19 protein-coding genes are annotated in these 24,911 nt (G+C 74.4%); 9 read left to right on the forward strand and 10 right to left on the reverse strand.

The window, feature by feature from the left end:
* The first annotated feature begins 7 nt into the window (after positions 1-7).
* A complete protein-coding gene (locus HPT28_RS04480) occupies positions 8-1,387 on the forward strand; it encodes a glutamate decarboxylase (RefSeq protein WP_219089455.1) in 1,380 nt (459 codons plus the stop codon).
* A gap of 66 nt (positions 1,388-1,453) precedes the next feature.
* On the opposite strand, the gene HPT28_RS04485 is transcribed toward HPT28_RS04480, so the two are convergent.
* Complete coding sequence (locus tag HPT28_RS04485) at positions 1,454-2,047, reverse strand: Type-2Aa cytolytic delta-endotoxin (RefSeq protein WP_219089456.1); 594 nt, start codon at positions 2,045-2,047, stop codon at positions 1,454-1,456.
* Between the two features lie 151 nt (positions 2,048-2,198).
* Here HPT28_RS04485 and HPT28_RS04490 point away from each other — a divergent pair, with 151 nt between their 5' ends.
* Positions 2,199-3,563, forward strand: a complete 1,365-nt coding sequence (locus HPT28_RS04490; protein WP_219089458.1) for an FAD-dependent oxidoreductase — start codon at positions 2,199-2,201, stop codon at positions 3,561-3,563.
* A gap of 154 nt (positions 3,564-3,717) precedes the next feature.
* Here the strand turns inward: HPT28_RS04490 and HPT28_RS04495 are convergent, their stop codons facing one another.
* The 4 genes from HPT28_RS04495 to HPT28_RS26595 all read right to left on the reverse strand — a co-directional run bounded on the left by HPT28_RS04495 (position 3,718) and on the right by HPT28_RS26595 (position 10,602).
* A complete protein-coding gene (locus HPT28_RS04495) occupies positions 3,718-4,296 on the reverse strand; it encodes a hypothetical protein (RefSeq protein WP_219089460.1) in 579 nt (192 codons plus the stop codon).
* Positions 4,297-4,305: 9 nt separating this feature from the next.
* Positions 4,306-5,217 carry a zinc metalloprotease HtpX gene (gene htpX, locus HPT28_RS04500; RefSeq protein ID WP_219089462.1) on the reverse strand — a complete coding sequence of 304 codons (912 nt, stop codon included), beginning with the start codon at positions 5,215-5,217 and terminating at the stop codon, positions 4,306-4,308.
* Between the two features lie 246 nt (positions 5,218-5,463).
* Complete coding sequence (locus HPT28_RS04505) at positions 5,464-8,379, reverse strand: LuxR family transcriptional regulator (protein WP_306824576.1); 2,916 nt, start codon at positions 8,377-8,379, stop codon at positions 5,464-5,466.
* A gap of 189 nt (positions 8,380-8,568) precedes the next feature.
* Positions 8,569-10,602: a S8 family serine peptidase gene (locus HPT28_RS26595; RefSeq protein WP_308119076.1), complete on the reverse strand. Its 2,034-nt coding sequence runs from the start codon at positions 10,600-10,602 to the stop codon at positions 8,569-8,571.
* A 311-nt stretch (positions 10,603-10,913) separates the two neighbouring features.
* Here HPT28_RS26595 and HPT28_RS04515 point away from each other — a divergent pair, with 311 nt between their 5' ends.
* The 3 genes from HPT28_RS04515 to HPT28_RS04525 all read left to right on the forward strand — a co-directional run bounded on the left by HPT28_RS04515 (position 10,914) and on the right by HPT28_RS04525 (position 12,947).
* Positions 10,914-11,648, forward strand: coding sequence for a (2Fe-2S)-binding protein (locus HPT28_RS04515; protein ID WP_219089466.1), 735 nt, complete (start codon positions 10,914-10,916; stop codon positions 11,646-11,648).
* 98 nt (positions 11,649-11,746) lie between these two features.
* Entirely contained in the window at positions 11,747-12,136 is a 390-nt protein-coding gene (locus tag HPT28_RS04520; protein WP_219089467.1) for a hypothetical protein, read from the forward strand.
* A 97-nt stretch (positions 12,137-12,233) separates the two neighbouring features.
* Positions 12,234-12,947, forward strand: coding sequence for a hypothetical protein (locus HPT28_RS04525; RefSeq protein ID WP_219089469.1), 714 nt, complete (start codon positions 12,234-12,236; stop codon positions 12,945-12,947).
* A 51-nt stretch (positions 12,948-12,998) separates the two neighbouring features.
* On the opposite strand, the gene HPT28_RS04530 is transcribed toward HPT28_RS04525, so the two are convergent.
* The 3 genes from HPT28_RS04530 to HPT28_RS04540 all read right to left on the reverse strand — a co-directional run bounded on the left by HPT28_RS04530 (position 12,999) and on the right by HPT28_RS04540 (position 15,999).
* On the reverse strand, positions 12,999-13,688 hold the full coding sequence (locus HPT28_RS04530) for a TrkA family potassium uptake protein (RefSeq protein ID WP_219089470.1): 690 nt from the start codon (positions 13,686-13,688) through the stop codon (positions 12,999-13,001).
* Positions 13,681-14,985, reverse strand: a complete 1,305-nt coding sequence (locus tag HPT28_RS04535) for a TrkH family potassium uptake protein (protein WP_374226919.1) — start codon at positions 14,983-14,985, stop codon at positions 13,681-13,683. Before HPT28_RS04535 ends, HPT28_RS04530 begins: the two co-directional genes overlap by 8 nt.
* Positions 14,986-15,213: 228 nt before the next feature.
* A complete protein-coding gene (locus tag HPT28_RS04540) occupies positions 15,214-15,999 on the reverse strand; it encodes a DUF899 family protein (RefSeq protein ID WP_219089472.1) in 786 nt (261 codons plus the stop codon).
* 298 nt (positions 16,000-16,297) lie between these two features.
* Here HPT28_RS04540 and HPT28_RS04545 point away from each other — a divergent pair, with 298 nt between their 5' ends.
* Positions 16,298-18,589 (forward strand): cation-translocating P-type ATPase, encoded by a 2,292-nt coding sequence (locus HPT28_RS04545; RefSeq protein WP_219089473.1) that lies wholly within the window; start codon positions 16,298-16,300, stop codon positions 18,587-18,589.
* Between the two features lie 57 nt (positions 18,590-18,646).
* Here HPT28_RS04545 and HPT28_RS04550 read toward each other — a convergent pair whose 3' ends face one another.
* Positions 18,647-20,632 (reverse strand): heavy metal translocating P-type ATPase, encoded by a 1,986-nt coding sequence (locus tag HPT28_RS04550; protein ID WP_219089476.1) that lies wholly within the window; start codon positions 20,630-20,632, stop codon positions 18,647-18,649.
* A gap of 100 nt (positions 20,633-20,732) precedes the next feature.
* Between HPT28_RS04550 and HPT28_RS04555 the strand changes: the two genes are divergently transcribed.
* From HPT28_RS04555 to HPT28_RS04565, 3 genes are all read left to right on the forward strand, one after another.
* Entirely contained in the window at positions 20,733-21,146 is a 414-nt protein-coding gene (locus HPT28_RS04555; RefSeq protein WP_219089478.1) for a metalloregulator ArsR/SmtB family transcription factor, read from the forward strand.
* A 44-nt stretch (positions 21,147-21,190) separates the two neighbouring features.
* Positions 21,191-21,556: a helix-turn-helix transcriptional regulator gene (locus HPT28_RS04560; protein WP_219089480.1), complete on the forward strand. Its 366-nt coding sequence runs from the start codon at positions 21,191-21,193 to the stop codon at positions 21,554-21,556.
* A gap of 171 nt (positions 21,557-21,727) precedes the next feature.
* A complete protein-coding gene (locus tag HPT28_RS04565) occupies positions 21,728-22,786 on the forward strand; it encodes an ion channel (RefSeq protein ID WP_219089482.1) in 1,059 nt (352 codons plus the stop codon).
* A 28-nt stretch (positions 22,787-22,814) separates the two neighbouring features.
* On the opposite strand, the gene HPT28_RS27360 is transcribed toward HPT28_RS04565, so the two are convergent.
* Entirely contained in the window at positions 22,815-24,875 is a 2,061-nt protein-coding gene (locus HPT28_RS27360) for a DUF4328 domain-containing protein (protein ID WP_308119078.1), read from the reverse strand.
* Positions 24,876-24,911: the final 36 nt, after the last annotated feature.

Consider the following 24,911-nt stretch of genomic DNA (forward strand, 5'->3'; position numbering starts at 1 on the left):
GGCACCCATGGGGCTGCACCGGGTGAGGAGCGGGCCGAGCAGCCCGTTCGACGACGTCTACACCATGCCGATCAGCGAACGCTCGCTGCCGAAGTACCGGATGCCGGACCAGACGACCGACGCCCGCGCCGTGCGCGCGCTGATCGAGGACGAGCTCGCCCTGGACGGCAACGCCTCGCAGAACCTCGCCACCTTCTGCACCACCTGGGCGGAGCCCGAGGTGCACCGGCTGATGGACGTGTGCCTCGACAAGAACATGATCGACAAGGACGAGTACCCGCAGACCGCGGAGATCGAGAACCGCTGCGTCCACATCCTCGCCGATCTGTGGCACTCGCCCGCGGGGGAGGCGCCGATGGGCTGCTCCACCACCGGTTCGAGTGAGGCGGCCATGCTCGGCGGACTGGCCCTGAAGTGGCGGTGGCGCGAGCGGCGACGGGCCGAGGGGAAGCCCGCGGACCGGCCGAACTTGGTGTGCGGGCCGGTGCAGGTGTGCTGGGAGAAGTTCGCCCGCTACTTCGACGTGGAACTGCGCCAGGTGCCGCTGGAGGCGGACGCCACCGGGCTCCGGCCCCACCAGCTGCGGCCGTACGTGGACGAGAACACCATCGGCGTCGTCGCGATCCTCGGCGTCACGTTCACCTGCGACTACGAGCCGGTCGCGGAGCTCTCCCGGGAGCTGGACGCCATCCAGGACGCGACCGGGCTGGACGTGCCCATCCATGTCGACGCGGCCAGCGGCGGTTTCATCGCCCCGTTCCTCGAACCGGGCCTCCGGTGGGACTTCCGGGTGCCGCGGGTGGCGTCCGTCAACGCCTCCGGCCACAAGTACGGGATGGCGCCGCTCGGTGTCGGCTGGGTGGTGTGGCGCGCGGCCGACCTGCTGCCGGAGGACCTGGTCTTCCGGGTGAACTACCTGGGCGGGGACATGCCCACGTTCGCGCTCAACTTCTCCCGCCCGGGCGGCGAGATCGTCGCCCAGTACTACAACCTGCTGCGGCTGGGCCGGGAGGGCTACCGCAAGGTGCACACGGCGTGCCGGGAGACGGCACGCTGGCTGGCCGGCGAGATCGCCTCCATGGGCCCGTTCACCCCGGTGTACGACGGTCACGGCGGGCTCCCCGCCGTGACCTGGACGCTGAGCGACCCGGCGGCCCCGTTCACCCTGTACGACCTCAGCGACCAACTGCGCCGACGCGGCTGGCAGGTGCCGGCCTATCCGCTGCCGCCGGACCGGGAACAGACGGTGGTGCAGCGGGTACTGGTCCGGCACGGCACCGGCCGCGACAAGATCGCGCTGCTCGCCCGGGACCTGCGCACCGCCGTGGAACGGCTCGGCACCATCGGCGCCGTCCACGTCTCCGAGCAGCCGGGCTTCCACCACTGACGCCCGTTCCCCGCCGACCCCGAAGGCCCGGGGGTGGCCCGGGCCTTCGGACATCGGGCGGGCGCGTCAGGCCGGCTCGGGGGTCTGGCGGAGGGCGATCGCGTTCAGCCGGATGGCGAACTCGGCCGTGTCCTCGGCGGTCAGGGCCCGGGCCTTCGCACCGTCCAGTCCGACGGTCACGTCGACGCACAGGGCGACGGCGTACACGTCGTCGCCGGTCTCCTCGTCCTGAAGGGTGAGCAGCAGGTTGTAGTAGTAGCTCGTACGGCCCGGGGTGTCCTCGTAGAAGGAGAGGTGGGTGCCCTCCTGGCCACCGAGGCCGACGAAGGCGCCGGTGAGCGCCTTCTCGGTCCGCTCCCAGAAGCGGGCGTTGGTGAACGGCTCCGTCAGGGCCTGGCGTACGGCCTCGCGGAGGGAGAGGACCATGACGCTGACCGGGGCCGTCTCCCGCAGGCCCCAGCCACGGACGATCTTCACCGTCGAGCCGCCCCGGATGCGGCTCGCGGCGCGGCTGATCTCCCCGAAGTCGAAGTTCACGGTCGCCGGAGCGATGGCGTGCTGGAACGTGTCCGCGATGCCCTGTGCCCGGTCCGTGTTCACCGGGTCCACCTCGAAGACGGTCGTGAAGGTCGTCTTCTCGGCGGCGGGCTGGTCGATCATGTCGGCTCCTCGGCGTTGGCGGTGATCGCGCCCCTTGCGGTAGCAGTATGCCCGTGGAGGCGGGCGGGCCGGTGCGGACGGAGGCGGGTGGGCCGGTGCGGTGCCGCCCGCCGAGTGGCGGCGGCCGGGAGGGCGGCCCATTCTGGATGGCATGTCACGCGCGGAACGCTCTGGTGACGTGGTGGTCGTCGGCGCGGGCCTCTCCGGCCTGCGGGCGGCCCGGGAGCTGGCGGCGGCCGGGGTCTCGGTGCTGGTCGTCGAGGCGCAGCGGCGCGTCGGAGGGCGCACCTACACCGTCCCGCTCGGGGACGGTCTCTTCGTGGACCACGGGGGCCAGTGGGTGAGCCCCGGTCAGGAGCGGCTGCCGGAGCTGGCCGCCGCCCTCGGCGTGGAGCTCTTCCCGAGCTGGGACGCGGGCCTGACGGTCCACTGGCAGCACGGTCGGCGCACCGTCGCCCCGGGGCTCTTCACCGAGCACGCCGAGTCTTCCACGGCCGCCCTGCGCGAGGCGGCGACGGCGCTGGTCGCGCTGGCCGACGAGCTGCCGCCAGGCCGTCCCTGGGAAGCCCCGAGGGCGGCGGAGTGGGACGCGCGCACCTTCCACGCGTGGCTCGACGAGCGGGTGGACGACCCGGCGGCCCGTGCGGCGCTGGCCCGTTCGCTGGAGGGGGTGTTCGGCGGCGGGCCCGGCCGGACGTCGCTGCTGGCCGCGCTGGCGATCGTCCGGTCGGGCGCACACGAGATCACCCGCCTCGTCGCGACCGGCGACCTGGGCCCGGAGCGCCGGTTCGTGGGCGGGGCCCAGCAGCTCAGCGACCGTATGGCGGCGGAGCTGCCGGAGCCGGTCCTACTGGACGCGCCCGTCTCGGCCATCGGTCAGGACGCCGACGGGGTGGAGGTCGCCGCGGGGGCGACGACAGTCCGGGCGAGACGCGCCGTGATCTCCCCGGCACCGGCGCTGAGCGCCCGCATCCGCTACGAACCGCCGCTTCCGGCCGCTCGCGACCACCTCACCCAGCGCATGCCGATGGGCTGGGTCATCAAGGCGCACTGCGTGTATCCGGAGCGCTTCTGGGCCCGTGACGGCCTGTCCGGCAAGGTGGTCAGCGACGAGGGCGCGGTCCGGGCCACCGCGGACAACTCGCCCCCGTCCGGCACGCCGGGAGTGCTGGTGGCGTTCATCGAGGGCGCCCAGGCCCGGCGGCTGGCCCCGGCGACGCACGAGGAGCGCCGGGCCGCCGTCCTCGCGGATCTGGCGCGCTACTTCGGCCCCGCGGCGGCCGAGCCCGCCGGCTACCACGAGTGGTCCTGGGGCGACGATCCTTTCACCCGGGGCGCCTACGGCGGCTATCTCGCACCCGGCGTCTGGACGGCGTACGGCCCGGCGCTGCGGGCTCCGGCGGGACGGCTGCACTGGACCGGGGCGGAGACCGCGCCGACGTGGAACGGCAAGCTGGAGGGCGCGGTGCGGGCGGGCGAGCTGACCGCCCGGGAGGTCCTCTCGGCGCTCCGTTAGACGGCTCCGCGCCCGCGCACGGTCAGGCGGGCCCGGCGTCCGGGCGCTGTCCGGCGGGGCACGGCGACGGCTGCGCGCGCGGGTGACGGCAACGGCGGCGCGGGCGTGAGGAGGTCCCGGCGAGCCCGGCAGGGTCCGACGGACCGGCCCGGATTCACAGGCCGGGCGCACCCCAGAGGGGGAACCAGCGGGTCAGGTCCTTCTCGATCGGCAGATCGTTCTGGAGGGCGGCCCTGACCTGGAGTTCCAGCGGGTTGTCGCGCTTCTCGCCGGGCAGCGGCGCGAAGGGGTAGAAGGTGCCGCGCTTGTACAGGTAGACGAGCGCGAGGGGCCGCTGCTTCTCGTCGCGGAAGGCGACGAGGGAGCAGAGCAGCCGGGGCCCGAAGCCGTCCTCCTGCAAGGTGGTGTTGACCGCGTGCAGGTCGTTGACCAGGGCGGGGAGGGCGTCCGGAGCCCGGCGGGAGAGCAGCCAGGTGTAGCCGTAGGCGTCGCGGCTGAACTCCACGGGCGCGCCGCCGCGCTCCGCGTCCGCGTCGAGCAGGGCCCGCACGTCGCTCCGCATGCGGGCGAACGCGCCGCCCTCGACGGAGGCGAAGCAGACCGAGCCCGCTCCCGTCGGCGTGAACCCCACGGCCGCCTGCAGGGTGATGGCCGCGGAGGGCAGGCCGAACAGCTGGTCGAGGTCGGGCTTGACCGGCTTGGTGCGGCCGAAGAGGACGTCGAGGAAGCCCATGGCGTCAGCTCACTCCGTCTCACCGGCCTCGCCCAGCTGGGCGGAGACCTCGGCGAGCCCCTCCAGCCGCCGCTCCAGGCTGGGGTGGGTGGAGAACAGGCCGGCGAGCGCGCTGCCCGGGCCGAGCGCCGGGGTGAAGAAGAACGCGTTGAAGGCCTGGGCGGTGCGCAGGTCCTGGGTGGGGATGCGGGCGATATCACCGCTGATCTTGGTCAGGGCCGAGGCGAGGGCCGAGGGCCGGGCGGTGAGCAGGGCCGCGGCCCGGTCGGCGGCCAGCTCGCGGTAGCGGGAGAGCGCGCGGATGAGCAGGAAGCTGAGCGCATACACGAGGGCGGAGACGGCCATGACGACGAGGATGAGGACGGCCGTGTTCTGGTCGCGGCTCCGGCCGCCGAAGATCTGGGAGTAGAAGGCGAAGCGCACGACGAGCCCCGCGAGCACGCCGAGGAACGAGGCGATGGTGATCACCGCGACGTCACGGTGCGCGACGTGGGAGAGCTCGTGGGCGAGGACGCCTTCGAGCTCCTCGGGTTCCAGACGGCGTTGCAGCCCGGTGGTGACGCAGACGACGGCGTGGTCGGCGTTGCGGCCGGTCGCGAAGGCGTTGGGCAGGTCCATGTCGGCGACCGCGACCCGCGGCTTGGGCATGTCGGCGCTGGCGCACAGCCGGTCGACCGCACCGTGGAGCTGCGGCTCCTGCTCCCGTGTCACGAGGCGGCCGCGCATCGCGTAGAGCGCGATCTTGTCCGAGTACCAGTACTGCGCGCCGAGCAGCGCCGCGGCGATGACGATCACCAGGACGACGGACTTGAGCAGCACGATCAGCGCGGCGACGAACGCCACGTACAGCAGGCCGAGCAGGAACATGGTGAAGACCATGCGGGCGGTCAGCTGCCGGTCGGGCTCGAAGCGGCTGCGCATCGCCCTCACCCCGGAATCGGCGGGCCCGCGGGGCTCGCCTCGGAAGGCCGGATGACCCGGATGACCATGACATCGCCTCCTGGTCCGGCCGCGTGACGGACTCCGCGGGGCCCGCCACGCGCCAGGCGTTCTCACTGACCCCCATTCTCGCTCGCCGCCGTCCGTTCGGGCCAGCGCTCCGGCCGACGCCTACCCCACACGGGTATGTCCGGAAGGGCGGGCCGGACGCCGGGCGGACGCTCGGCGTCAGCCCGGAGGCGTGGGTGCGGCGTCGGAGCGGCGGCTGAAGAGGGAACAGAGCTGGGTGCGGGAGCGCACGCCGAGCTTGCGGTAGATCCGGGTCAGGGTGCCCTCCACCGTCTTCGCGCTGAGGAACAGCCGGGCCGCCACCTCACGGTTGCTCGCACCGGCACCGACCAGGACGGCGATCCGGGCCTCGGCCGCGGTGAGCACCGCCAGCTCGGCGACGGCGCCGGAGGGGGGTGCCGCTGCGGTGCCCCGGCCGCCGCCGGTCTCACAGCGGCGCACGGCACGGTCGGCCTGTTCCGTCCAGGGCCGTGCCTCGCACGCGGCCAGCAGCTCGCGGGCCTCCTCGGCGGCCCGCTGGGCGGCGGCGCGGCGGCGACGCCGGCGTTCCAGCCGCGAGACGACGAGCAGGCACTGCCCCTCCTCCAGCGGCTGCCCCAGGGCGGCGAACCGCCATCGGGCCGTCTCCAGCATCTCCACGGCGCGCTGCGGATCGCCCTCGACCGCCGTGGCCAGCGCTTCGGCGCGCAGGAGCTGGGCCGCCACAGCGCCCTCGGGCCGGCCCTCGCGGGCCAGCGCGGCCCGGGCCTCCGCGATCACCCCGGCGGCCTCGGCGGCGCGGCCGAGCCGGGCCAGCCCGAGGGCCAGGTCTCCGTGCCAGCGCAGGACCAGGGGTGCCGTCAGCCCGCCGCGTCGCTCACCCTCGCGGACCCGCTCCAGGGTGCGTACCGCCTTCGCCGGTTCGCCCGCCAGCAGTTGGGCCTGCCCGAGGACGTGCAGGCAGCGGCCGAGGTGGATGGCGTCCTGCTCCTGCTCGGAAGCGCGGACGCCGCGCTCGGCGAAGGCGGTGGCACGGCCCAGGCTGCCGCCGGCCAGCTCGGCGACGGCCCGGGTGTACCACGTCGGCCCGGGGCTGGTGCCGCACTCGCGGGCGACCCGGCCCGCGCGGTGCGCGTAGTGCAGGGCGTCACGGCAGCGGCCCATGCGGACGCAGACCTCGGCCAGGCAGCGCAGGACGAGGACGAGTTCGTCGCCCCGGCCGCGCTCCACCTGGCTCAGCATCCGCAGCAGCTCCGTGCGCGAAGCGGTGAGGCGGTCGTCGAAGAAGGCGAAACGGGCGGCGTAGAAGCGCGGCGAGAGCGGCAGCAGGCCCTCGGGGACGGGTGCGGGCGGGGTGAGCGCGGCGGCGAGGGCGCGCCGGGCCTCCTCGGGGCGACCCGTCACGCGGTGGGTGACGGCCTGCACGGTCAGGGCCAGGGCCTCGGTGCCGCGGTCGGCGACGGAGCGGGCGAGCTCGGCGGCGGCGACGGCCTCCTCCCGCGAGCCGGGGGCGTCGCCGCCGACCATCCGCGCCCAGGCCAGCCGCAGCCGCACCCGGGCGGTGAGCCCGGGGTCGCCCTGCGCGTCCTCCAGCGCACCGGCCAGCATCTCGTCCATGCAGGCCAGGGCCTGGCTGGACAGATCGGCCAGGGCGAGCCGCACCCTCACCCGGTGGGCGCGGTGGGAGTCCGCGGCCAGAACGGTGTCGGCGGCCCGGTGCACGATCTGCGGCAGCGACTCGGCGGCGCCCGCCTCGGCCGCGGCGGCACACCACTCGAAGCGCTCGCCGCCCTCGGCGTCCGACGTCCGGTCCGCGGCCAGCAGGAAGAGTTCGGCGGCCAGGGCCCGGGCGCCGCTGCGCAGTGCCGTCTCCGCGGTGGCGGCCAGCGAGCGGCCCTGGGTGCGTTCCGGCGAGGCCAGCGCCTCGTGCCGGACGCGCCCGGCGGCGTGCGGGACGGCGGTGGCCAGGGCGCGGTGGCCGCGGGCGCGCTGCTCGGCGGTGGCGGTGTGGACGAGGACGGCGGCGACGGCGGGCGGGGTGAAGCGGATGCCGCCGTCCGCCCGGACGAGCAGCCCGGCGGCGGAGGCGGTGGCCACGTCCCGCTCGGCGGTGTCGTGCCCGGCGCGCTCCAGCAGCTCGACGGTGGGGGCCGCGGCCAGGGCCGCGGCGAGCAGGGTGGCGCGGGTCCGCTCGGGCAGCTCGTCCAGCCGCTGGGCGATCACCGCGTGCAGGGCCGGGGGCAGCGGCCTCGGGCACGGGTAACCGACGGACCGGGTGCCCTCGGCCCGGTCCGTGACGGCGGCGGCGGCGAGGGACAGCGCCAGGTAGGGATTGCCGCCGGAGTCGGCGTGGACGCTGTTGGCGGCGCGCGCGGGGAGGGTGAAGGGGGCCAGCAGCTCGGCGAGGTCCTCGGAGGAGAGCGCCGGCACCGGGACGTCCACGCCTCCGGGCAGCGGCCGGGTGCCGGGCGGCGCCGTGCAGACGCAGCCGAGCCCGGCGTCACCCAGTCGCCGTACGGCGTAGGCGATGAGGGCGGCGGACTCGGCGTCGACGCGGGGGAGGTCGTCCACGAGCAGCAGGGCGGGCCCGGTCCGGAGGTGCCGGTGGAGCAGTTCGTGGAGGGCCAGCCGGGCCGCGTGCGGGTCGGGTTCCCGGATCTGGCCGCCGGGTCCCGCGGCGGGCTGGGGGGAGCCGGCGGGGACGCCGTCGCGCAGCAGGATCGCGTCCATGGCCGCCCGGTGCGCGTCCGGCAGGTCCGCGGCGCGCGTCGGGGGGAGCCGCCGGAGCAGGTCGGCGGCGGCGCTCCAGGCGATCCACCGCTCGCTCTCGCTGCCGCTGACGCGCAGGACGCGGTCCTCGGGCAGCGGCGCGGCCGAGCCGAGCTCGGCGAGCAGCGCGCTCTTGCCGATCCCGCTGGGCCCGGTGAGGAGCACGGGCCTGCCGAGGTCCAGCTGGGACCGGACGGTGGCGAGCAGCGCCTCCCTGCCGACCAGGGGGCGGGCGGGTGCCGCGGGTCGGGTGGGGCGGGGATCGTGGAGCGCGCTGATGTCCCCTCCAGTGCCGACGGGGCTGGTGCGCTCGCACGATAACCGCAGGTGGACGGGGTATCAATGGCCGTGCGCACGACCGTTCAACGGCCGTGCGCACGACCGTCCCGGCGGCGTGCGCACGGCCGCGCCGACGGCGGAAGCCCGCCCGGGCCACGGGGAAGGCAGCACCCCGGGCCCGGACGGGCTTCGTTCACGGACGCCGTCCCGCCGCACCAGCGGTCAACGTCCGCCCCGTCACACGGCGTTCAGTGTGACGTCGTCGAGGACGAAGGTCGTCTGCCAGATCCAGTCCTCCGCGTAGCGGAAGCGCAGGGTGATGTCCTGGCCCGCGAAGTCGGAGAGGTCCAGGGACCGCTGGAAGTAGCCGCTGGCCCCGTAACCATCGGTGTTGGAGTAGGTCTCCAGAGTCTTCAGGACGCTGGTGCCCTCGGCGTTCAGCACCTGGACCTTGAGCGTGTCCCAGGGGCCGTCGCTGGTCTCGTCGGTGTCGATCTGGAGCCAGAAGTCCAGGCTGTACCGGGCGCAGCCGGCCGGGAGCGAGACCTGCTGGCTCAGCGAGGCCGTGGCGTCCTCTCCGACACCGCCCAGCACGGCGTTGGCCGTGCCGGAGTGTGCGGGCCACTCGGCGTGGGTGCCGATGACGCCCTCGGGGGCCGTCCACCCCGCCGGGGCCGGCGACGTCTTCTTCTTGCCCTTCCCGTTGTTGGTCTTTCCGTCGTCCTCGCTCGTGCCGTCGCCCTCGAAGCCGGTGTCGACGAGGAGCTGACCGGTCTGGCAGGCGGCGCTGGAGACGGACAGCGTGTAGGTGGCCTTGTGCGTGATCTCCGGGCCGGTGGCGGTCACCGTGATCGGGTGGATGCCGCCGGGCGTGGAGTCGGTGGTGGTGATCGTCAGCGTCGCGCTCTCACCGGTGGTGACGTCGGCCGGGCTGAAGGTGGCCGTGGTGCCGGCCGGGAGGCCCTCGGTGCCGAAGGTGATGGTCTGCGGGTCGCCCTTGACCAGCGTGGTGTCGACGGTGGTGGTGACCGAGGCCGCGCCCTTCGCGGTACCGGAGGACGAGGACAGGTCGATGCGGAAGTCGTTGGCGATCGACTCGCCGCTGACGCGCAGCAGCTTGTTCGGCGAGCCGGTCCCGGGGTCGGTGACGACGCCGTCGGTCGCGTCGGCCAGCATGGCGTCGGTGATCTGCTCGGGCGTCCAGGCCGGGTTGGCCGAGGCGATCAGCGCGGCGTTGCCCGCGACGTGCGGGGAGGCCATGGAGGTGCCGCTGATGGTGTTGACGTCGGTGTCGCCGCCGGTCCAGGCGGAGGTGATGAGACTGCCGGGCGCGAAGACGTCCACGCAGCCACCCCAGTTGGAGAACGACGAGCGGCTGTCCGCGGACGTGGTGGACCCGACGGTGATGGCGGCCGGGACGCGGGCCGGGGAGGTCCCGCAGGCGTCGCTGTTCTCGTTCCCGGCGGCGACGGCGTAGGTGACACCGGAGGCGGAGGAGGCGGCGATCGCTTCGTCGAGGGTGTCGCTGGCGAGGCCGCCGAGGCTCATGTTGGCCACCGCGGGCTTGGCGGCGTTGGCGGTGACCCATTCGACGCCCGCGATGACGCCGGAGTAGGTACCGCTGCCGTTGCACTCCAGCACCTTGACGGCGACGAGCTGGACGTCCTTGGCGACGCCGTACGCCGTCCCGCCGGTCGTCCCGGCGACGTGGGTGCCGTGGCCGTTGCAGTCGGTGTCGAGCCCGTCGGGCGTGGTGTTGACGCCCCAGGTGGCACGGCCACCGAAGTCCTCGTGGGTGGTGCGGATGCCGGTGTCGATGATGTAGGCGTGCACGTTGGAGGCCGTGCCGCTGTAGGCGTAGGCGTCGTCCAGCGGCAGGGCGGCCTGGTCGATGCGGTCCAGGCCCCAGGAGGGCGGGTTCACCTGGGAGTCGGAGATCCGGACCTCGCGGTCTGCCTCGACGCGCTCGACGTCGGGGTGCTTGGCCAGGGCGCGGGCGGCCTTCTCGGTCATGGTGACGGAGAAGCCGTTCACGGTCTTGCCGTAGAGGTGCTTGACCTTGCCGTTGTGCTGCCGGGCCAGCCGCTTGGCCGCCTTGGCGGCCAAGCGGCCGTCCTTGAGCGTGACGAGGTAGCTGTCCTGGACGCGGTCGGGGGCGTTCGCGCCGACGATCGTCCCCGGGTCGCCGTCCCCGGGCTGGGCGAACGCGGGGGCGAGGGCGAAGGAGGACATGGAGCCGACGGCCAGCGCGGAGGCGAGCAGCGTCCCCACGGCGGTACGACGGAGGCGGGACGGGGGACGGCGACGCGGTCTTGACGTTGACATGACACTTTCCATGGGTGAACAACCTCACGAGGGGGGGGAGGGTGCCGAATCCGTCGCGAACGACAGACCCGGCCGCTTTGTGCGGAGCCACCGGTTCCGGCCTGAGGGGACCCGGTGATCCGCTCACCCTAGGAATCCGCCCCTCCGCTGTAACCGGGGAAACCCCCTGTCTTCCACACCCCGCCCGGACCACCGGCCGCGCCCCGGCTCTGCCATGCTGTCGGGCGAAACCGAGACGGCGAGCGAGGAAGTCGCGCATGGTGTCGCCCCCCGGAGACCACCTGACCCGGCTCGGCCAGGTCGGGCCGTTCTTCCACGTCCACCCTGGACCCCGGCCCGACCCCGAGGGGTTCCGGCCACTGCGCGAGCTGTACGGCGAAGGCCGTGCGCTGTCCTCCTACACCGCCTTCGTCGCCCGGCGCCTCGGCACCGACCAGACCCGGGTCGCCGCCTCGACCGCCCACCTCGGCCTCGCCTCCCGGCTGTGGTCGGTGGCTCTGGCCTCCGCCGCCCTTTCCGGACGCGTCCCGGACCTCGACCCCTCCGGGGTGTGGTGGTGCCCGAACCCGGCCGGGCCGCTGCGGCTCTGGCTGCCCGAGCCCCGCGACCTGCCCGCCGCCGAGCCCGCCGAGCTCGCCGAGGCGCTGCACGCGACCGTCCTGGAGGCCAACCTCCGGCCGCTGGGGGCCGCCGTCCGCGAGCTGGCGCGCGTCTCCTGGCACACCCTGCACGGCAACGCCGCCTCCGCGCTCGTCGGCGGGCTGCGGGTGCTGGCCGACGCCCGGCCCGATGCCCGGGCCACCGCCGTGGCGCTGGCCGAGGACGTCCTGCGCCGCGCGCCTCTGGCCGATGCCGGCACCGTCTCCCCCGCCCCGGACGGCCTGGCCCTCGCCCGGCACAACTGCTGCCTCTACTACCGCGTCCCCGGGGCCGGGACCTGCGGCGACTGCGTCCTGCGCCGCCGTTCCGGCACCGCCGAGAGCCTCGGGTGAAGCCGGGCGCCCGGCCCGGCTGAGCGCAGGACCAGGACCGGAATCTGCTCTTCCGGATGGGGTAGGGTACGCGCCACCCACGAGCCGAGGAGGGCAGGATGCAGCGCAGGGCCGCGGCGTACGCCCTCGTCCCGCTCCTGCTGATCGCGCTGGCCCTGAGCCACGGCCTCGGCGGGAGCGCCGCCCACTCCTCCCAGCAGCACGACCACGCCTCCCTGAACGTGGCGTTCTCCTTCACGACGGAGACGTCCGGCCACGACAGCCGCGGCCACGGGAGGCCGGACGGCCACGACGCACACGACGGGGCCGGGTGCGAGGGCCTCCCCGCCGGCGGTGCCCCGCCCTTGCTGGACGACCCGGCCGTCGGCGCCGGGCCTCGCCTGACGGCCGCCGAGCTGTTCGCACCTCTCCCGCCGCGCGGGTCCGCCGCGAAGCCCCGGCCCCCGCCACGCCCCACTCCCACCGTGCTCTGCGTTTCGCGGGTCTAGCGAAGCCACCGTGAGCCGCGGCCGACGAACCCTGGCTGCGGCGCACGGCGCCACACGCTGCCGATTTCACCCAACCCGGGAAACGAGAGGACTGGTCATGGGAGCACGAGGAAGATCCGGCACGAGCCCGTCGCGACGGCTGGGCACGGAGATGGTCATCGCGGCGTTCGCGTCGCTGGGCGCGGGGGCGATACATATCGCCGCGGGGCCCGACCACTTCACGGAGTGGCGTCTCGCGGGCGTGTTCTTCTACGCCCTCGGCGCGTTCCAGGCGGCCTGGGCCGTCCTGGCGCTGCGGGGCGGCGGACGATGGACCGTCGCGACCGGAGTGATCGGCACGGTCGGGGCGCTGGGCACCTGGGCCGCCAGCCGCACCGTCGGTATGCCGATGGGACCGGCGGCCGGTCAGGTCGAGGAGATCGGCCGGGCGGACGCCACCGCCGCGCTGCTTCAGGTCGTCATCCTGTTCGCCCTGGTCAGCTGGGTGATCCGCCGCGGGCGCGGCTTCGGTTCCGCCCTGACGGCGGTCCTCGTGGCCGGAGTGATGGCCGCCGGCACGGCCCAGGTCACCGTTCCCGCCGTGCGCGCGGCGCTGGAGCACAGCCACGCACACGGCACCGGCGAGGAGTCGGGACCACACGAGCACGAGCACGACGACCACGACGAGGACGGCCACGACGACGGCACCGCCCCGGAGACGCCGACGGACCCCACGGAGCCCAGCACCGGCGCGGAGGACGACGGAGAGCCCGCGCCGTCGACGCCGCCGACGCCCGAGGAACCCCACGAGGACGACGGACACGAGCATTGAACGGCTGCGAGCACGGGCCGGGCGGAGGGGCGTACGGCAGGCCCGCCAGGCTCAGCCCAGTTCGCTGAAGCGTTCGGTCTGGTGGGTCCGGCCGGCGACGATGAGGGTGTCGTCCCGCTCCACGACGGTGTCCGGGGTGGCGTAGGTGAAGCCCTCGCCGGGGCGCTTGATGGCGACGACGGTCAGGCCGTAGCGGGAGCGCACGGCGCTGTCGGCCAGCCGGAGCCCCACGATGTCGGCGGGCGCCCTGGTCTTGACCATGGCGAAGTCGTCCTCGAACTCGATGTAGTCGAGCATGCGGCCGCGCACCAGGTGGGCGACGCGCTGGCCCATGTCGTGCTCGGGGTGGACGACGTGGTGCACGCCGAGCTGGGTGAGGATGCGGCCGTGCGCCTCGCTGATGGCCTTGGCCCACACGTCCGGGATGCCGAAGGAGACCAGCAGGGACGCGGTCAGGATGCTGGCCTCCAGGTTGGTGCCGATGCCGACGACGGCACCGCCGAACTCGTGCACGCCGAGCTGGCGCAGGGCGTCCTCCTTGGTGGAGTCCGCGCGGACGGCGTGGGTGAGGTCCGCCGACACGGACTGGACGACCTCGGGGTCCGCGTCGATGCCGAGGACCTCGGTGTGCTCGTCGGCCAGCTCCAGCGCCAGGGCGCGGCCGAAGCGGCCCAGCCCGATGACGACGACGGAGGTGCTCGCGGGAGCACGGTCCTTGCTGGGGCGGGACTTCCTAGCCAATGACGGGTCGCTCCTCGGGAAGCTCGTACAGGCGGACACGCTGTCGCAGGGCCAGGGCGGAGCCCACGGTGATGGGGCCGAGACGGCCGACGAACATCAGCACGACCAGCAGCACCTGCTCGACGGGCGGCAGTTGTGCGGTGACACCGGTGGAGAGGCCGACGGTGGCGAACGCGGAGACGACCTCGAACAGCGACTGGTCGAGGTTGATGTCGGTGAACACGATGAAGACCACCGTGGAGACGACGACGGCGGCCACCGACAGCAGGGCGACGGTCAGGGCCTGCCGCTGCACCTCCCCCGGCAGCCGGCGGTTGAGGATGTTCACCCCGGTGTCGCCGCGGACCTCGGCGTAGATGACGTAGAAGAGGACGGCGAAGGTGGTGACCTTGATCCCGCCGGCCGTGCCCGCGCTCGCGCCTCCGACGAACATCAGCACGTCGATGCCCACCCAGCTCGCCGGGTTCATCTCGGCGGTGTCCACACTGCTGAACCCGCCGCTGCGCGGCATGACGCCCTGGAAGAACCCGGCCAGCAGCTTGCCGTTCCAGTCCAGGGTGCCCAGGGTGGCGGGGTTGTTCCATTCGACGGCGGTGACGAACGCGGTGCCGCCGAGGAGGAAGGCTCCGGAGGTCCACAGCACGACCTTGGTGTGCAGGGACCAGCCGCGCGGCCTGCGCCACCGCCGCCGCAGCTCGAAGAGGACGGGGAACCCGAGCCCGCCCGCGATGACCGCCAGCGCGACGGGCAGGCAGATCCACGGGTCGGTGACGAAGCCCACCAGGCTGTCCGCGTACAGCACGAAACCGGCGTTGTTGAACGCCGAGACGGCGTGGAAGCCGCCCAGCCACACCGCCTCGGGCCAGGGCTCGCCGTAGCCGAACCGGTAGCGCGGGATGAGCACCGCCGCCGTGGCGGCCTCCAGCACCAGGCTCACCTTGGCCACGCCGAGGACGACGGAGCGGACCTCTCCCAGGCCGAGCGTCTTGGTCTCCGAGGCGGCGGTCAGCCGGGCGCGCAGGTTGAGCCGGTGGGAGAGCAGCATCACCAGCAGGGACGCGGAGGTCATGATGCCGAAGCCGCCCGCCTGGATCAGCCCGAGGATCACGGCCTGCCCGAACCCGGACCAGTACGTGGGCGTGTCCACCACGACCAGCCCCGTCACGCAGATCGCGGACGTGGAGGTGAACAGCGCCTCCAGCACGGGCGCGCCGCCGCCCGGCCCCGCCTTGGCCGCGGGCAGCATGAGCAGCGCGGTCCCCGCCGCGACCGCCGTGGCGAAGGCCGCGACGACCACCTGGGCGGGGTGCCCCGGCTTCGGCAGTCGGCTCCTCACCACGGCGCTTTCCGGCAAACCGCTCGTTCTCCGCAAACACGCATCGAACGACGATAGCCAGACACCGGCATGACCGCGCCTCGGCTCGCGCTCGTGCCGCGCGCGGCGGCTCACACCCGCACCGAGAACCGCCCGCGAGGCCGAGCGGCGGAGGAGACCGACGAGGCGGACGGGGCCGATGACGGGGCGTCAGTGGCAGTGACCCTCGCGGCCCAGAGTCTCCACGGGGGTCGCGCCGGGGCGGGTCCACTGCGGCACGGGGCGGCTGGTCGGGCCCCAGGTGGCGTTCCCGTCCGCGTCCGTGCGCCAGGACCAGCACGGGCCCTGCCCCTCGGGCCAGCCCTCGGGCTTGTCCTCCCACGCCTCGCCGCGGCCGTAGGGCGTCATGTCGAGCAGGCCCAGGGATCCGTTCACCCGCTCGTTGCCGCGGCCCGTCGTCGAGTAGGTGAGGAAGACGCGGTCGCCCTCGCGCAGGAAGCAGGCCAGGTATCCCATGTCGCCGCCGATCGGCCCCTCGACGCCGCGCACCGAATACCACGGCTGCGTGTAGCCCATGAACTCGACGTAGGAGGCCACCTCGTCCCACGGGCCCGTCGTCAGGATGGCGAAGGAGACGCCGCGGGCGTTGGGGTAGACGGCGTCCCTCAGGTGCCAGGCCGTGGTGGTGCAGCCCTCGCACTGCCCCTGCGGCGGCGCGCCGTCGAACCACATGTGCTGGTAGACCACGAGTTCGTCGCGGCCCTGGAACAGGTCCGGGAACGGCACCGGGCCGTCGGACCCCACGACCTCGACCGTCCCGTCGACCTCCACCATCGGCAGCCGGCGGCGGGCCGCGGCGAGGGCGTCGCCCTCGCGGGTGTGGGCCTGCTCCCGGACCAGCAGCGCGTCACGGGCGGCCTGCCACGTGGCGAGGTCGACGATGGGCGGGCGACCGCTTGGCGTGGCGGACTCGTGGTCGTCCGGCATGGTCGTCATGGCGTCCTCCGTGGTCTCTCGTACCGATGACGTCGTACGACGTCCTGCGACGGTTATCGGGACAGACCACCCGCCAGGCCGGAACTCATCGCGACAGGGAAACGCACGGACGCGGCCGGGCCACGTCGGTCGCCACACTTGCAGCAGATACCCCCAGAGGGTATAAAGAAATCAGAGGTTGATACCCCCACCAGGTATCATGGGAGAGCGCGGCAGTGGACGCCGTCGGCGGACCGCAGCACAGCCACCGGCCGCCGGTGACACGACCGGAGCCCCGCACGCAGCGCGAGGAGCAGAGATGACAACGACGGCACCCGGCACGGCCGAGGTCGAGCTCGCCATCGGCGGCATGACCTGTGCCTCGTGCGCCGCCCGGATCGAGAAGAAGCTGAACCGGATGGACGGGGTCGAGGCCACCGTCAACTACGCCACCGAGAGGGCGAAGGTCACCTACGGGGACGCGGTGGCCGTCGAGGACCTGGTCGCGACCGTCGAGGCCACCGGCTACACGGCCACGCCCCCGGTGCCGGAGCCCACGGAGGAGGACGGCGCCGCCGGGGAGGCGGCGGAGGGAGGAGACGAGACCGCACCGCTGCGGCAGCGGCTGATCGTCTCCGCGCTGCTGTCGGTACCGGTGATCGCGATGGCCATGGTCCCGGCCTGGCAGTTCGAGTACTGGCAGTGGCTGTCCCTGGCCCTGGCCTCGCCGGTGGTGGTGTGGGGCGCGCTGCCCTTCCACCGGGCCGCCTGGGCGAACGCCCGGCACGGCGCCGCCACGATGGACACGCTCATCTCACTGGGCACCTCGGCGGCGTTCCTGTGGTCGTTGTGGGCGCTGTTCTTCGGCACCGCCGGAATGCCCGGCATGACGCACCCCTTCGAGCTGTCCGTCCAGCGCACCGACGGCGCGGGCAACATCTATCTGGAGGCCGCCGCCGGGGTGACGACGTTCATCCTCGCGGGCCGGTACTTCGAGGCGCGCTCGAAGCGCCGCGCGGGCGCCGCTCTGCGGGCACTGCTGGAGCTCGGCGCGAAGGAGGTCACCGTCCTGCGCGACGGCCGCGAGCAGCGCATCCCCACGGCGCGGCTCGCCGTCGGCGACCGGTTCGTCGTCCGGCCCGGGGAGAAGATCGCCACCGACGGGACGGTGGTGGCGGGCTCCTCGGCCGTGGACGCCTCGATGCTGACGGGTGAGTCGATGCCCGTCGAGGTCGGCGTGGGCGACGGCGTGACGGGTGCGACGCTCAACGCGGGCGGGCGCCTGGTGGTGGAGGCCACCCGGGTGGGCGCCGACACCCAGCTCGCCCGGATGGCCAAGCTGGTCGAGGACGCGCAGAACGGCAAGGCCGCGGCCCAGCGCCTGGCCGACCGCATCTCGGCGGTCTTCGTGCCCGTCGTCATCGCCCTGGCCCTCGCCACGCTGGGCTTCTGGCTGGTCGACGGCGCCGGGCTGACCGCCGCGTTCACGGCCGCCGTCGCCGTCCTGATCATCGCCTGCCCCTGCGCCCTGGGCCTGGCCACGCCGACGGCCCTGATGGTCGGCACCGGGCGCGGTGCCCAGCTCGGCATCCTCATCAAGGGCCCGGAGGTGCTGGAGAACACCCGCAAGGCCGACACCGTCGTCCTGGACAAGACCGGCACGGTCACCACGGGCACGATGACGCTCCTGGCCGTCCACGTCGCCGAGGGTGAGGACGAGGAGCGGGTGCTGCGGCTGGCCGGGGCGCTGGAGCACGCCTCCGAGCACCCCATCGCCCAGGCCGTCGCCGCCGGTGCCGCCGAGCGCGTGGGCACGCTGCCCGTCCCCGAGGACTTCGCGGGCGTCCCCGGCCTCGGCGTCCAGGGGGTCGTGGACGGACACGCCGTGCTCGTCGGCCGGGAGAAGCTGCTGGCCATGGGGGTCCCCCCGGTTGAGCGAGGCCGAGAGCGGGGGAGGGCCCTCACGCTGCCCGGGCCGCTGGCCGAGGCGAAGGCGGCGGCGGAGGCCCGGGGCCGCACCGCGATCGCGGTCGCCTGGGACGGGGCGGCCCGCGCCGTCCTGGAGGTGGCGGACGCGGTCAAGCCCACCAGCGCCGAGGCCGTCCGGCGGCTGCGCGCGCTCGGCCTGACGCCGATCCTGCTGACCGGGGACAACGAGGCCGTCGCCCGCTCGGTGGCCGCCGAGGTCGGCATCGACGAGGTCATCGCCGAGGTGATGCCGCAGGACAAGGTCGACGTCGTCAAGCGGCTCCAGGGCGAGGGCCGCACAGTGGCCATGGTGGGTGACGGGGTCAACGACGCCGCCGCGCTGGCCCAGGCCGACCTGGGGCTGGCCATGGGCACCGGCACCGACGCCGCCATCGAGGCGGGCGACCTCACCCTCGTCCGCGGGGACCTGCGGGTGGCCGCGGACGCGATCCGCCTCTCGCGCCGGACGCTGAACACCATCAAGTCCAACCTCGTGTGGGCGTTCGGCTACAACGTCCTGGCGCTGCCGCTGGCCGCCGCCGGGCTGCTCAACCCCATGATCGCCGGGGCGGCCATGGCCTTCTCCTCCGTCTCCGTCGTCGCCAACAGCCTCCGCCTGCGCACCTTCACCGCCGCGGGCTGAGTTCCGGGGCACGGAGGGGGCGGCCGGGAGTGTCCCGGCCGCCCCCTCGCCTCCGCGTCAGCGCGTCCCGGCGGCCGCCCGCCGCCAGGCGGACTCGCGCAGCAGCCGCAGGCCGTTGAGCCCGACGAGGACGGTGGAGCCCTCGTGCCCGGCGACGCCGAGCGGCAGCGGCAGGTGCCCGGCGAGGTCCCACACGACCAGGACGGCGATCAGCGTCCCGGCGATCCACAGGTTCTGGACGACGAGCCGGCGGGCCCGGCGGGCGAGGGCGACGGCGGTGGGGACGGCGGCGAGCTCGTCGCGGACGACGATGGCGTCGGCCGTCTCCAGCGCGAGGTCGGAGCCGGCGCGGCCCATGGCGACGCCGGTGTGCGCGGCGGCCAGGGCGGGCGCGTCGTTGACCCCGTCACCGACCACGAGCACCCTGCGTCCGGCCGCCTCCAGCTCCCGGACGGCGGCGACCTTGTCCTCGGGCAGCAGCCCGGCCCGGACGTCGTCGATCCCGGCCTCGGCGGCGACCCGCCGGGCGACGGCCGCGTTGTCCCCGGTGACCAGGAGCGGGGGCGTGCCGGTGAGGGCGGTGAGCGCGGCGACGGTGGGCGCGGCGTCGGGGCGGAGCCGGTCGGTGACGCCGAGGACGCCCACGGGCTCACCGTCCCGGGTGACGAGGACGGCCGTGTGGCCCCGCTGCTCCAGCCCGGCGACGAGTGCGGCCGCCACCGCCCGGGCCTGGCGGTGCCCGGCGAGGACGGGGAGACGGCGGGCGGGGCTGCCGACGACGATCTCGGCGCCGTCGACCCGCGCGCTGACCCCGGAGCCGGGCGTGGCGGCGAAGCCCTCGGCGGCGGCCAGGTCGAGCCCCCGGCCGCGGGCGGCCTCGACGACGGCCCGGCCCAACGGGTGCTCGCTGCCCCGCTCCGCGGCGGCGGCCAGGGCCAGGAGCCCGTCCTCGTCCAGCGCGCCGCCGGGCAGCGGGCACACGTCGGCCACGACGGGGGCGCCCTCGGTGAGGGTGCCGGTCTTGTCCAGCGCGGCGGCGTCGACCTGGGCGAGCCGTTCCATGGCGACGGCCGACTTGACGAGGACCCCGTGACGTCCGGCGTTGGCCATGGCGGACAACAGCGGCGGCATGGTGGCCAGCACGACGGCGCAGGGCGAGGCGACGATCATGAACGTCATCGCCCGCAGCAGCGTGGGCTCCAGCTCCGCCCCGAAGGCCAGCGGCACCGCGAACAGCGCGAGCGTGGCGGCGACCATGCCGAGGCTGTAGCGCTGCTCGATCTTCTCGATGAACAGCTGGGTCGGGGCCTTGGTCCCGGCGGCCTCCTCGACCATGGCCACGATGCGGGCGATGACGGAGTCGGCCGGGTCACGGGCGACGCGCACCCGCAGCGCACCCGTGCCGTTGAGGGTGCCCGCGAACACCTCGTCACCCGGCCCCTTGGCGACGGGGAGCGGCTCCCCGGTGATGGAGGCCTGGTCGGCCTCGCTCTCCCCGTCCAGGACGTGGCCGTCGGCGCCGATGCGCTCCCCGGGGCGGACGAGGACGAGGTCGCCCACGGCCAGCTCCTCGACCGGGACCGGCTCCTCCGTGCCGTCCGGCCGCAGCCGGGTGGCCCGCGCGGGGGCGAGGTCGAGCAGGCCGCGCACCGAGTCGGCGGTACGGGCGGTCGCCACGGCCTCCAGCGCCCCGGAGGTGGCGAAGATGACGATGAGCAGCGCGCCGTCGAGCACCTGGCCGATCGCCGCCGCGCCGAGGGCGGCGACGACCATGAGCAGATCGACGTCGAGTGTGCGCTCCCGCAGCGCCTTGAGGCCCTCCCAGCCGGGCTCCCAGCCGCCGGTCGCGTAGACCAGCGCGTACAGCGGTCCCCAGGCCCAGGCGGGGGCGCCGAGGAGGTCGAGCGGGAGCGCGGCCAGGAACAGCAGCAGGGCGGCCGCCGCCCAGCGCACCTCGGGCAGCGCGAGGACGCGGGTGCGCCGGGCCCGCGGGGGCCGGGGGCCCGCCGCCGTGGGGGCCGGGCGGATGAGCGTGGACGTCATGGGGCCGCTCCTTCGGTTGCCCGTGGGTCAGTCGTCGGGAGGTGACCTTACAGGAACGAATGAACAGCTATTCATGAATACTCCTCCGTAGGATGAGCGCATGGGCCATGGAGTCGCCAACCCCGCCAACACCGCCGAGGGCACCGAGAGCGCCGAGTACACCGGGAACGCCGGGGACGCCGCCGCGAGCGCCCGCCTGGACGCCGAGAGCGCCGCCAAGGTCGCGGAGACGCTCCAGGCCCTCGCCACCCCCTCCCGGCTGCTGATCCTCGCCCGCCTCCGGGAGGGCCCCTGCGCCGCGACCGAGCTGGCGACGGCCGTCGGCATGGAGCAGTCCGCCTGCTCCCACCAGCTGCGCCTCCTACGCAACCTCGGCCTCGTGACCGGGACCCGCAACGGTCGCTCGGTCGTCTACGCGCTCCACGACAACCACGTCGCCGCGCTCCTCGACCAGGCCGTCTACCACGTCGAGCACCTCCGCCTCGGCCTGCCCGACCCGCCCGGGCGGGGCTGACTCGGGCCGCCGCACATGAATTCGACACGTGTCAAAATGGGCGCATGACCAAGGCGAAGACAGCACCGGCCCCCGCACCGGCCCAGGACGTCGTCCCCTGCTGCCCCCCGCTGAGCGAGCGCCCACTGACCGCCGAGGAGGCCGAGGCGACGGCCGCGATGTTCAAGGCCCTCGGGGACCCGGTCAGGCTGCGCCTTTTCTCCCTCATCGCCTCACACGAGGGCGGGGAGGCCTGCGTCTGCGACATCTCCGACGTCGGCGTCTCCCAGCCGACCATCAGCCACCACCTCAGGAAGCTGCGCGAGGCCGGGCTGCTGACCTCCGAGCGGCGCGGCACCTGGGTCTACTACCGGGTGGCCCCCTCCGTCCTCGCCGCCATGTCCGGCACGCTGGCTCCCGGCACCCGCTGAGGCCCCGGCACCCGCTGAGGCCCCGGCACCCGCTGACGTCCCGGCGCCACCCCCGCCCCGCGCGGCGAGAAACACGTCACACGGCCCACGCCGCCTCCGTCCCCCTGCCGTAGCATGCGGGTCCGTCCGACGTGTCCGCCCCGCCGAGGGCCGCCCAGCTCAGGAGTGCAGGTGCCCGCCTTCATCGCCAGACTCATCTTCACCCTGCGCTCGCGGGTGCGGGGCTGGCGGGCCGCCCTCGCCGTCGCGCTGTTCGTCTTCCTCACGAGCTGGCTCGCCATGTGGCTCGTCGAGCCCGAGTCCAACGGGCTGACCGACCCGGGCACCTACTGGTGGTACTTCCTCATCACCGCCTCGACCGTCGGCTACGGCGACTACTTCCCCGAGACCGTGCTCGGGCGGCTCGTCGCCACCTACGTCATCATCGGCGGGATCGTCACCCTGACCATCCTGTTCACGGAGCTGGCGACGCACATCCAGTCGCTGCGGAGCAAGCGCTTGAAAGGCATGGTGGACGTGGACCTCAGCGACCACATCGTCCTGCTCGGCTACACCCCCGGCCGCACCGAACGGCTCGTGGACCAACTCCACCTGGAGGACGCCCACGACCTCGTCCTGTGCGCGTGGGAGGACACCCCCGAGCACCCGATGCCCGAACGGGACGGCGTCCGCTTCGTCCGGGGCGACCTCGCCCAGCTCGACGTGCTGCGCCGGGCCGGCGTCGAGCGCGCCCGCACCGTCGTCGTCGACGCGCGGGACGACAACGAGGCACTCGTCCTCGCGCTCAGCATCGACCACCTGCGGCCCGACGTCCATCTGGTCGTCGCCCTGCGGGACATGGACCACTGCGAGCGGCTCCGCTACGTCAACTCCAAGGCCCAGTGCGTGCAGTGGCACATGCCCAACCTGCTCAAGGAGGAGGCGCTCGACCCGGGCATCACCGAGGTCTACAGCGAGCTGATGGACAGCGCGGGCTGCGGCAACACCTACTCCGTCCGCCTGGCCGACGGGCAGGGCGGCCGTACCTTCGGCGACTGGCAGGCCCACTTCGGCCGCCGGTTCGCCGCCACCGTCATCGCCGTCCGGCAGGACGGCCGCATGGCCGTCAGCCCGCCCTGGGCCGAGCCGGTCCACGCCGGCTCCGTCCTCTACTACGTCTCCCAGAAGCGCGTCGACGCCACCGAGCTCGCCCCCGACACCCCGACCACCCCCGCCCAGCGCACCGCCTGAGCCCGCCCGATGCCGCCGGGCCGGGCTGTCACGCCCGCCGGTCGGCGGCCCGCCGCACCTGGAGGTCGGTCAGCCGGCTGACGACGGCGATGAACAAGGCGGCGCCGGGGATGCACAGAAGGTTCAGGAAGGCGCCCCAGCGGGTGGCCGTGAGCATCCGGTCGAAGTCGATGACGCCGTTCTCGCGCTCGGCGGCGCCCTCCAGCACGCCGGGGAGCAGGAAGAGGACGCAGAGGGCGACGCCGCAGACGACGGTGAACGTCCACCACACGGCCAGGAGGCCGTGCCCGGGTTGCCGTTGGCCGGGCCGGGCCCGCTCGCGGCTCGGTATCGACGCGTCCCAGATGTCGAAGGTGACCTTCCCCGGGATGATCCACCCGGCGACCGGGATGAACCAGCTCCCCACCGCCATCCCGGGCGGGTACCGGTGCCCGCCCGGGGCGAACACCTCCGCGTTGGAGCGCACCCGCCAGAACCAGCACAGCGTCGGAACGCCCACCGCGAGGCCCACCAGCGCCTCCACGGTGGACAGCGTGCTGGCGTCCGCCACCAGCCGGTCGACGTCGGTCCACAGCGCGAAGTCCGCCTGGGCCCAGGCGTCGATCTCCTCGGCGAAGCCGAGGTGCACCACGACCGCGACGCACTTGAACACGATGTAGAAGCCGTAGAGCCAGTACAGCACGACGGCCAGACCCTCCGGGGAGCGCAGCGCGGCCTGGTGGGCACCCCAGGGGGACGAGGGCTGCCCCGCCCGTCCGTCCGCAGCGCCCGGAGGCACGGCGAAGCGGCGCGGCGCGGACGGTATCGGCTCCCTGCGGACATAGTGCGGACGGCTCGGTCGGGGAGCCGTGGAACGTCCGGCGGGCCCCCGCCCGGGCGGGGGGCCGGGTGCGGGCGGACGCGGGGGCACGCGCGGCGCGGACGCCGACGCCGCGGTGACCGTCGGAGCCTGCGCGAGCCCGCCGGCAGACGGCGGCGGAGACGGGGCGGCGGGCGCGGGCGGCCGGGCCCGGCCGACAGGACCGGCTCCGGCCCTCCGGGCGTCACCGTCACCGCCGGACGCGCCCGCCGCGTGGTCGTCGCCACCAAAGGCGCCCGCGGACCTGCCCCCGTCACCGGAGGCGCCCGCACCGCCGCCCTCGCCCTCCCGGCGCCACTCCCCCTGGGCGATCGCACGGCCCGATATGCGCGCCACTTCGGCGAGTGCGCGCGCGGGCAGCCAGGGGTCCCCGCCCGGTGGCCCGGCACCCTCGGCCGACCCGTCGGCGTACGCGCCCAGCCGCTCGGCCAGGGCGGATGCGTCCGGACGCTCGGCGGGGTCCTTGGCCAGGCACGCCGCGACGGTGTCCCGCAACTCGGCGGGCACGCGGCCCAGGTCCGGGTCCCGCTGGACCACGGCGAACATCAGCGCGTGGTGGTTGCCGGTGTCCTCCACCGGAAAGGGCAGTTCGCCGGTGGTCGCGAAGACCAGCACGCCGCCGAGGCCGAAGATGTCACTGGCCGCCGAGAGGGAGCGGCCCAGCACCTGCTCCGGCGACATGTACCCCGGAGACCCCACGGACGCGCCGGTGCGGGTCAGCCCGCCGTCGGTCGAGACGTCCACGAGCCGCGCCACCCCGAAGTCGATGAGCCGCGGCCCCTCGACGGTGAGCAGGATGTTCGACGGCTTGACATCGCGGTGTACCAGCCCGGCCGCGTGCACCGCCCGCAGGGCCCGGGCGAGCCCTGCGGCGAGGGCGCCCGCGCTCCGGGCGGGCAGCGGCCCCTGCGTGGCGACCAGCCGCTGCACCGACAGACCGGGCACGAACTCGGTGGCCACCCAGGGCCGTTGCCCGCCCTCCCCGGGCTCCGAGTCCACGACCTGGGCAATGCCCTCGGCACGCACCATGCTCGCCGTCTCGATCTCCCGCGCGAACCGGGCCCGGAACCCGGGCTCGTCGGCGTAGCCGTGCCGGATGGACTTCAGGGCGACCCGCTCGCCCCGGCCGCCCTCCGCGAGGAACACCGTCCCCATGCCACCCTCGCCCAGCCGCGCCAGCAGCCGGTACGGCCCGATGCGACCAGGATCCGTCCGCTCCAACGGCCACACGTGCGATCTCCCCCTGCCATCCCCGCCGTTCAGTGA

Source organism: Streptomyces sp. JJ38 (assembly GCF_019303475.1).
In the GTDB taxonomy this organism is placed as follows: Bacteria; Actinomycetota; Actinomycetes; order Streptomycetales; family Streptomycetaceae; genus Streptomyces.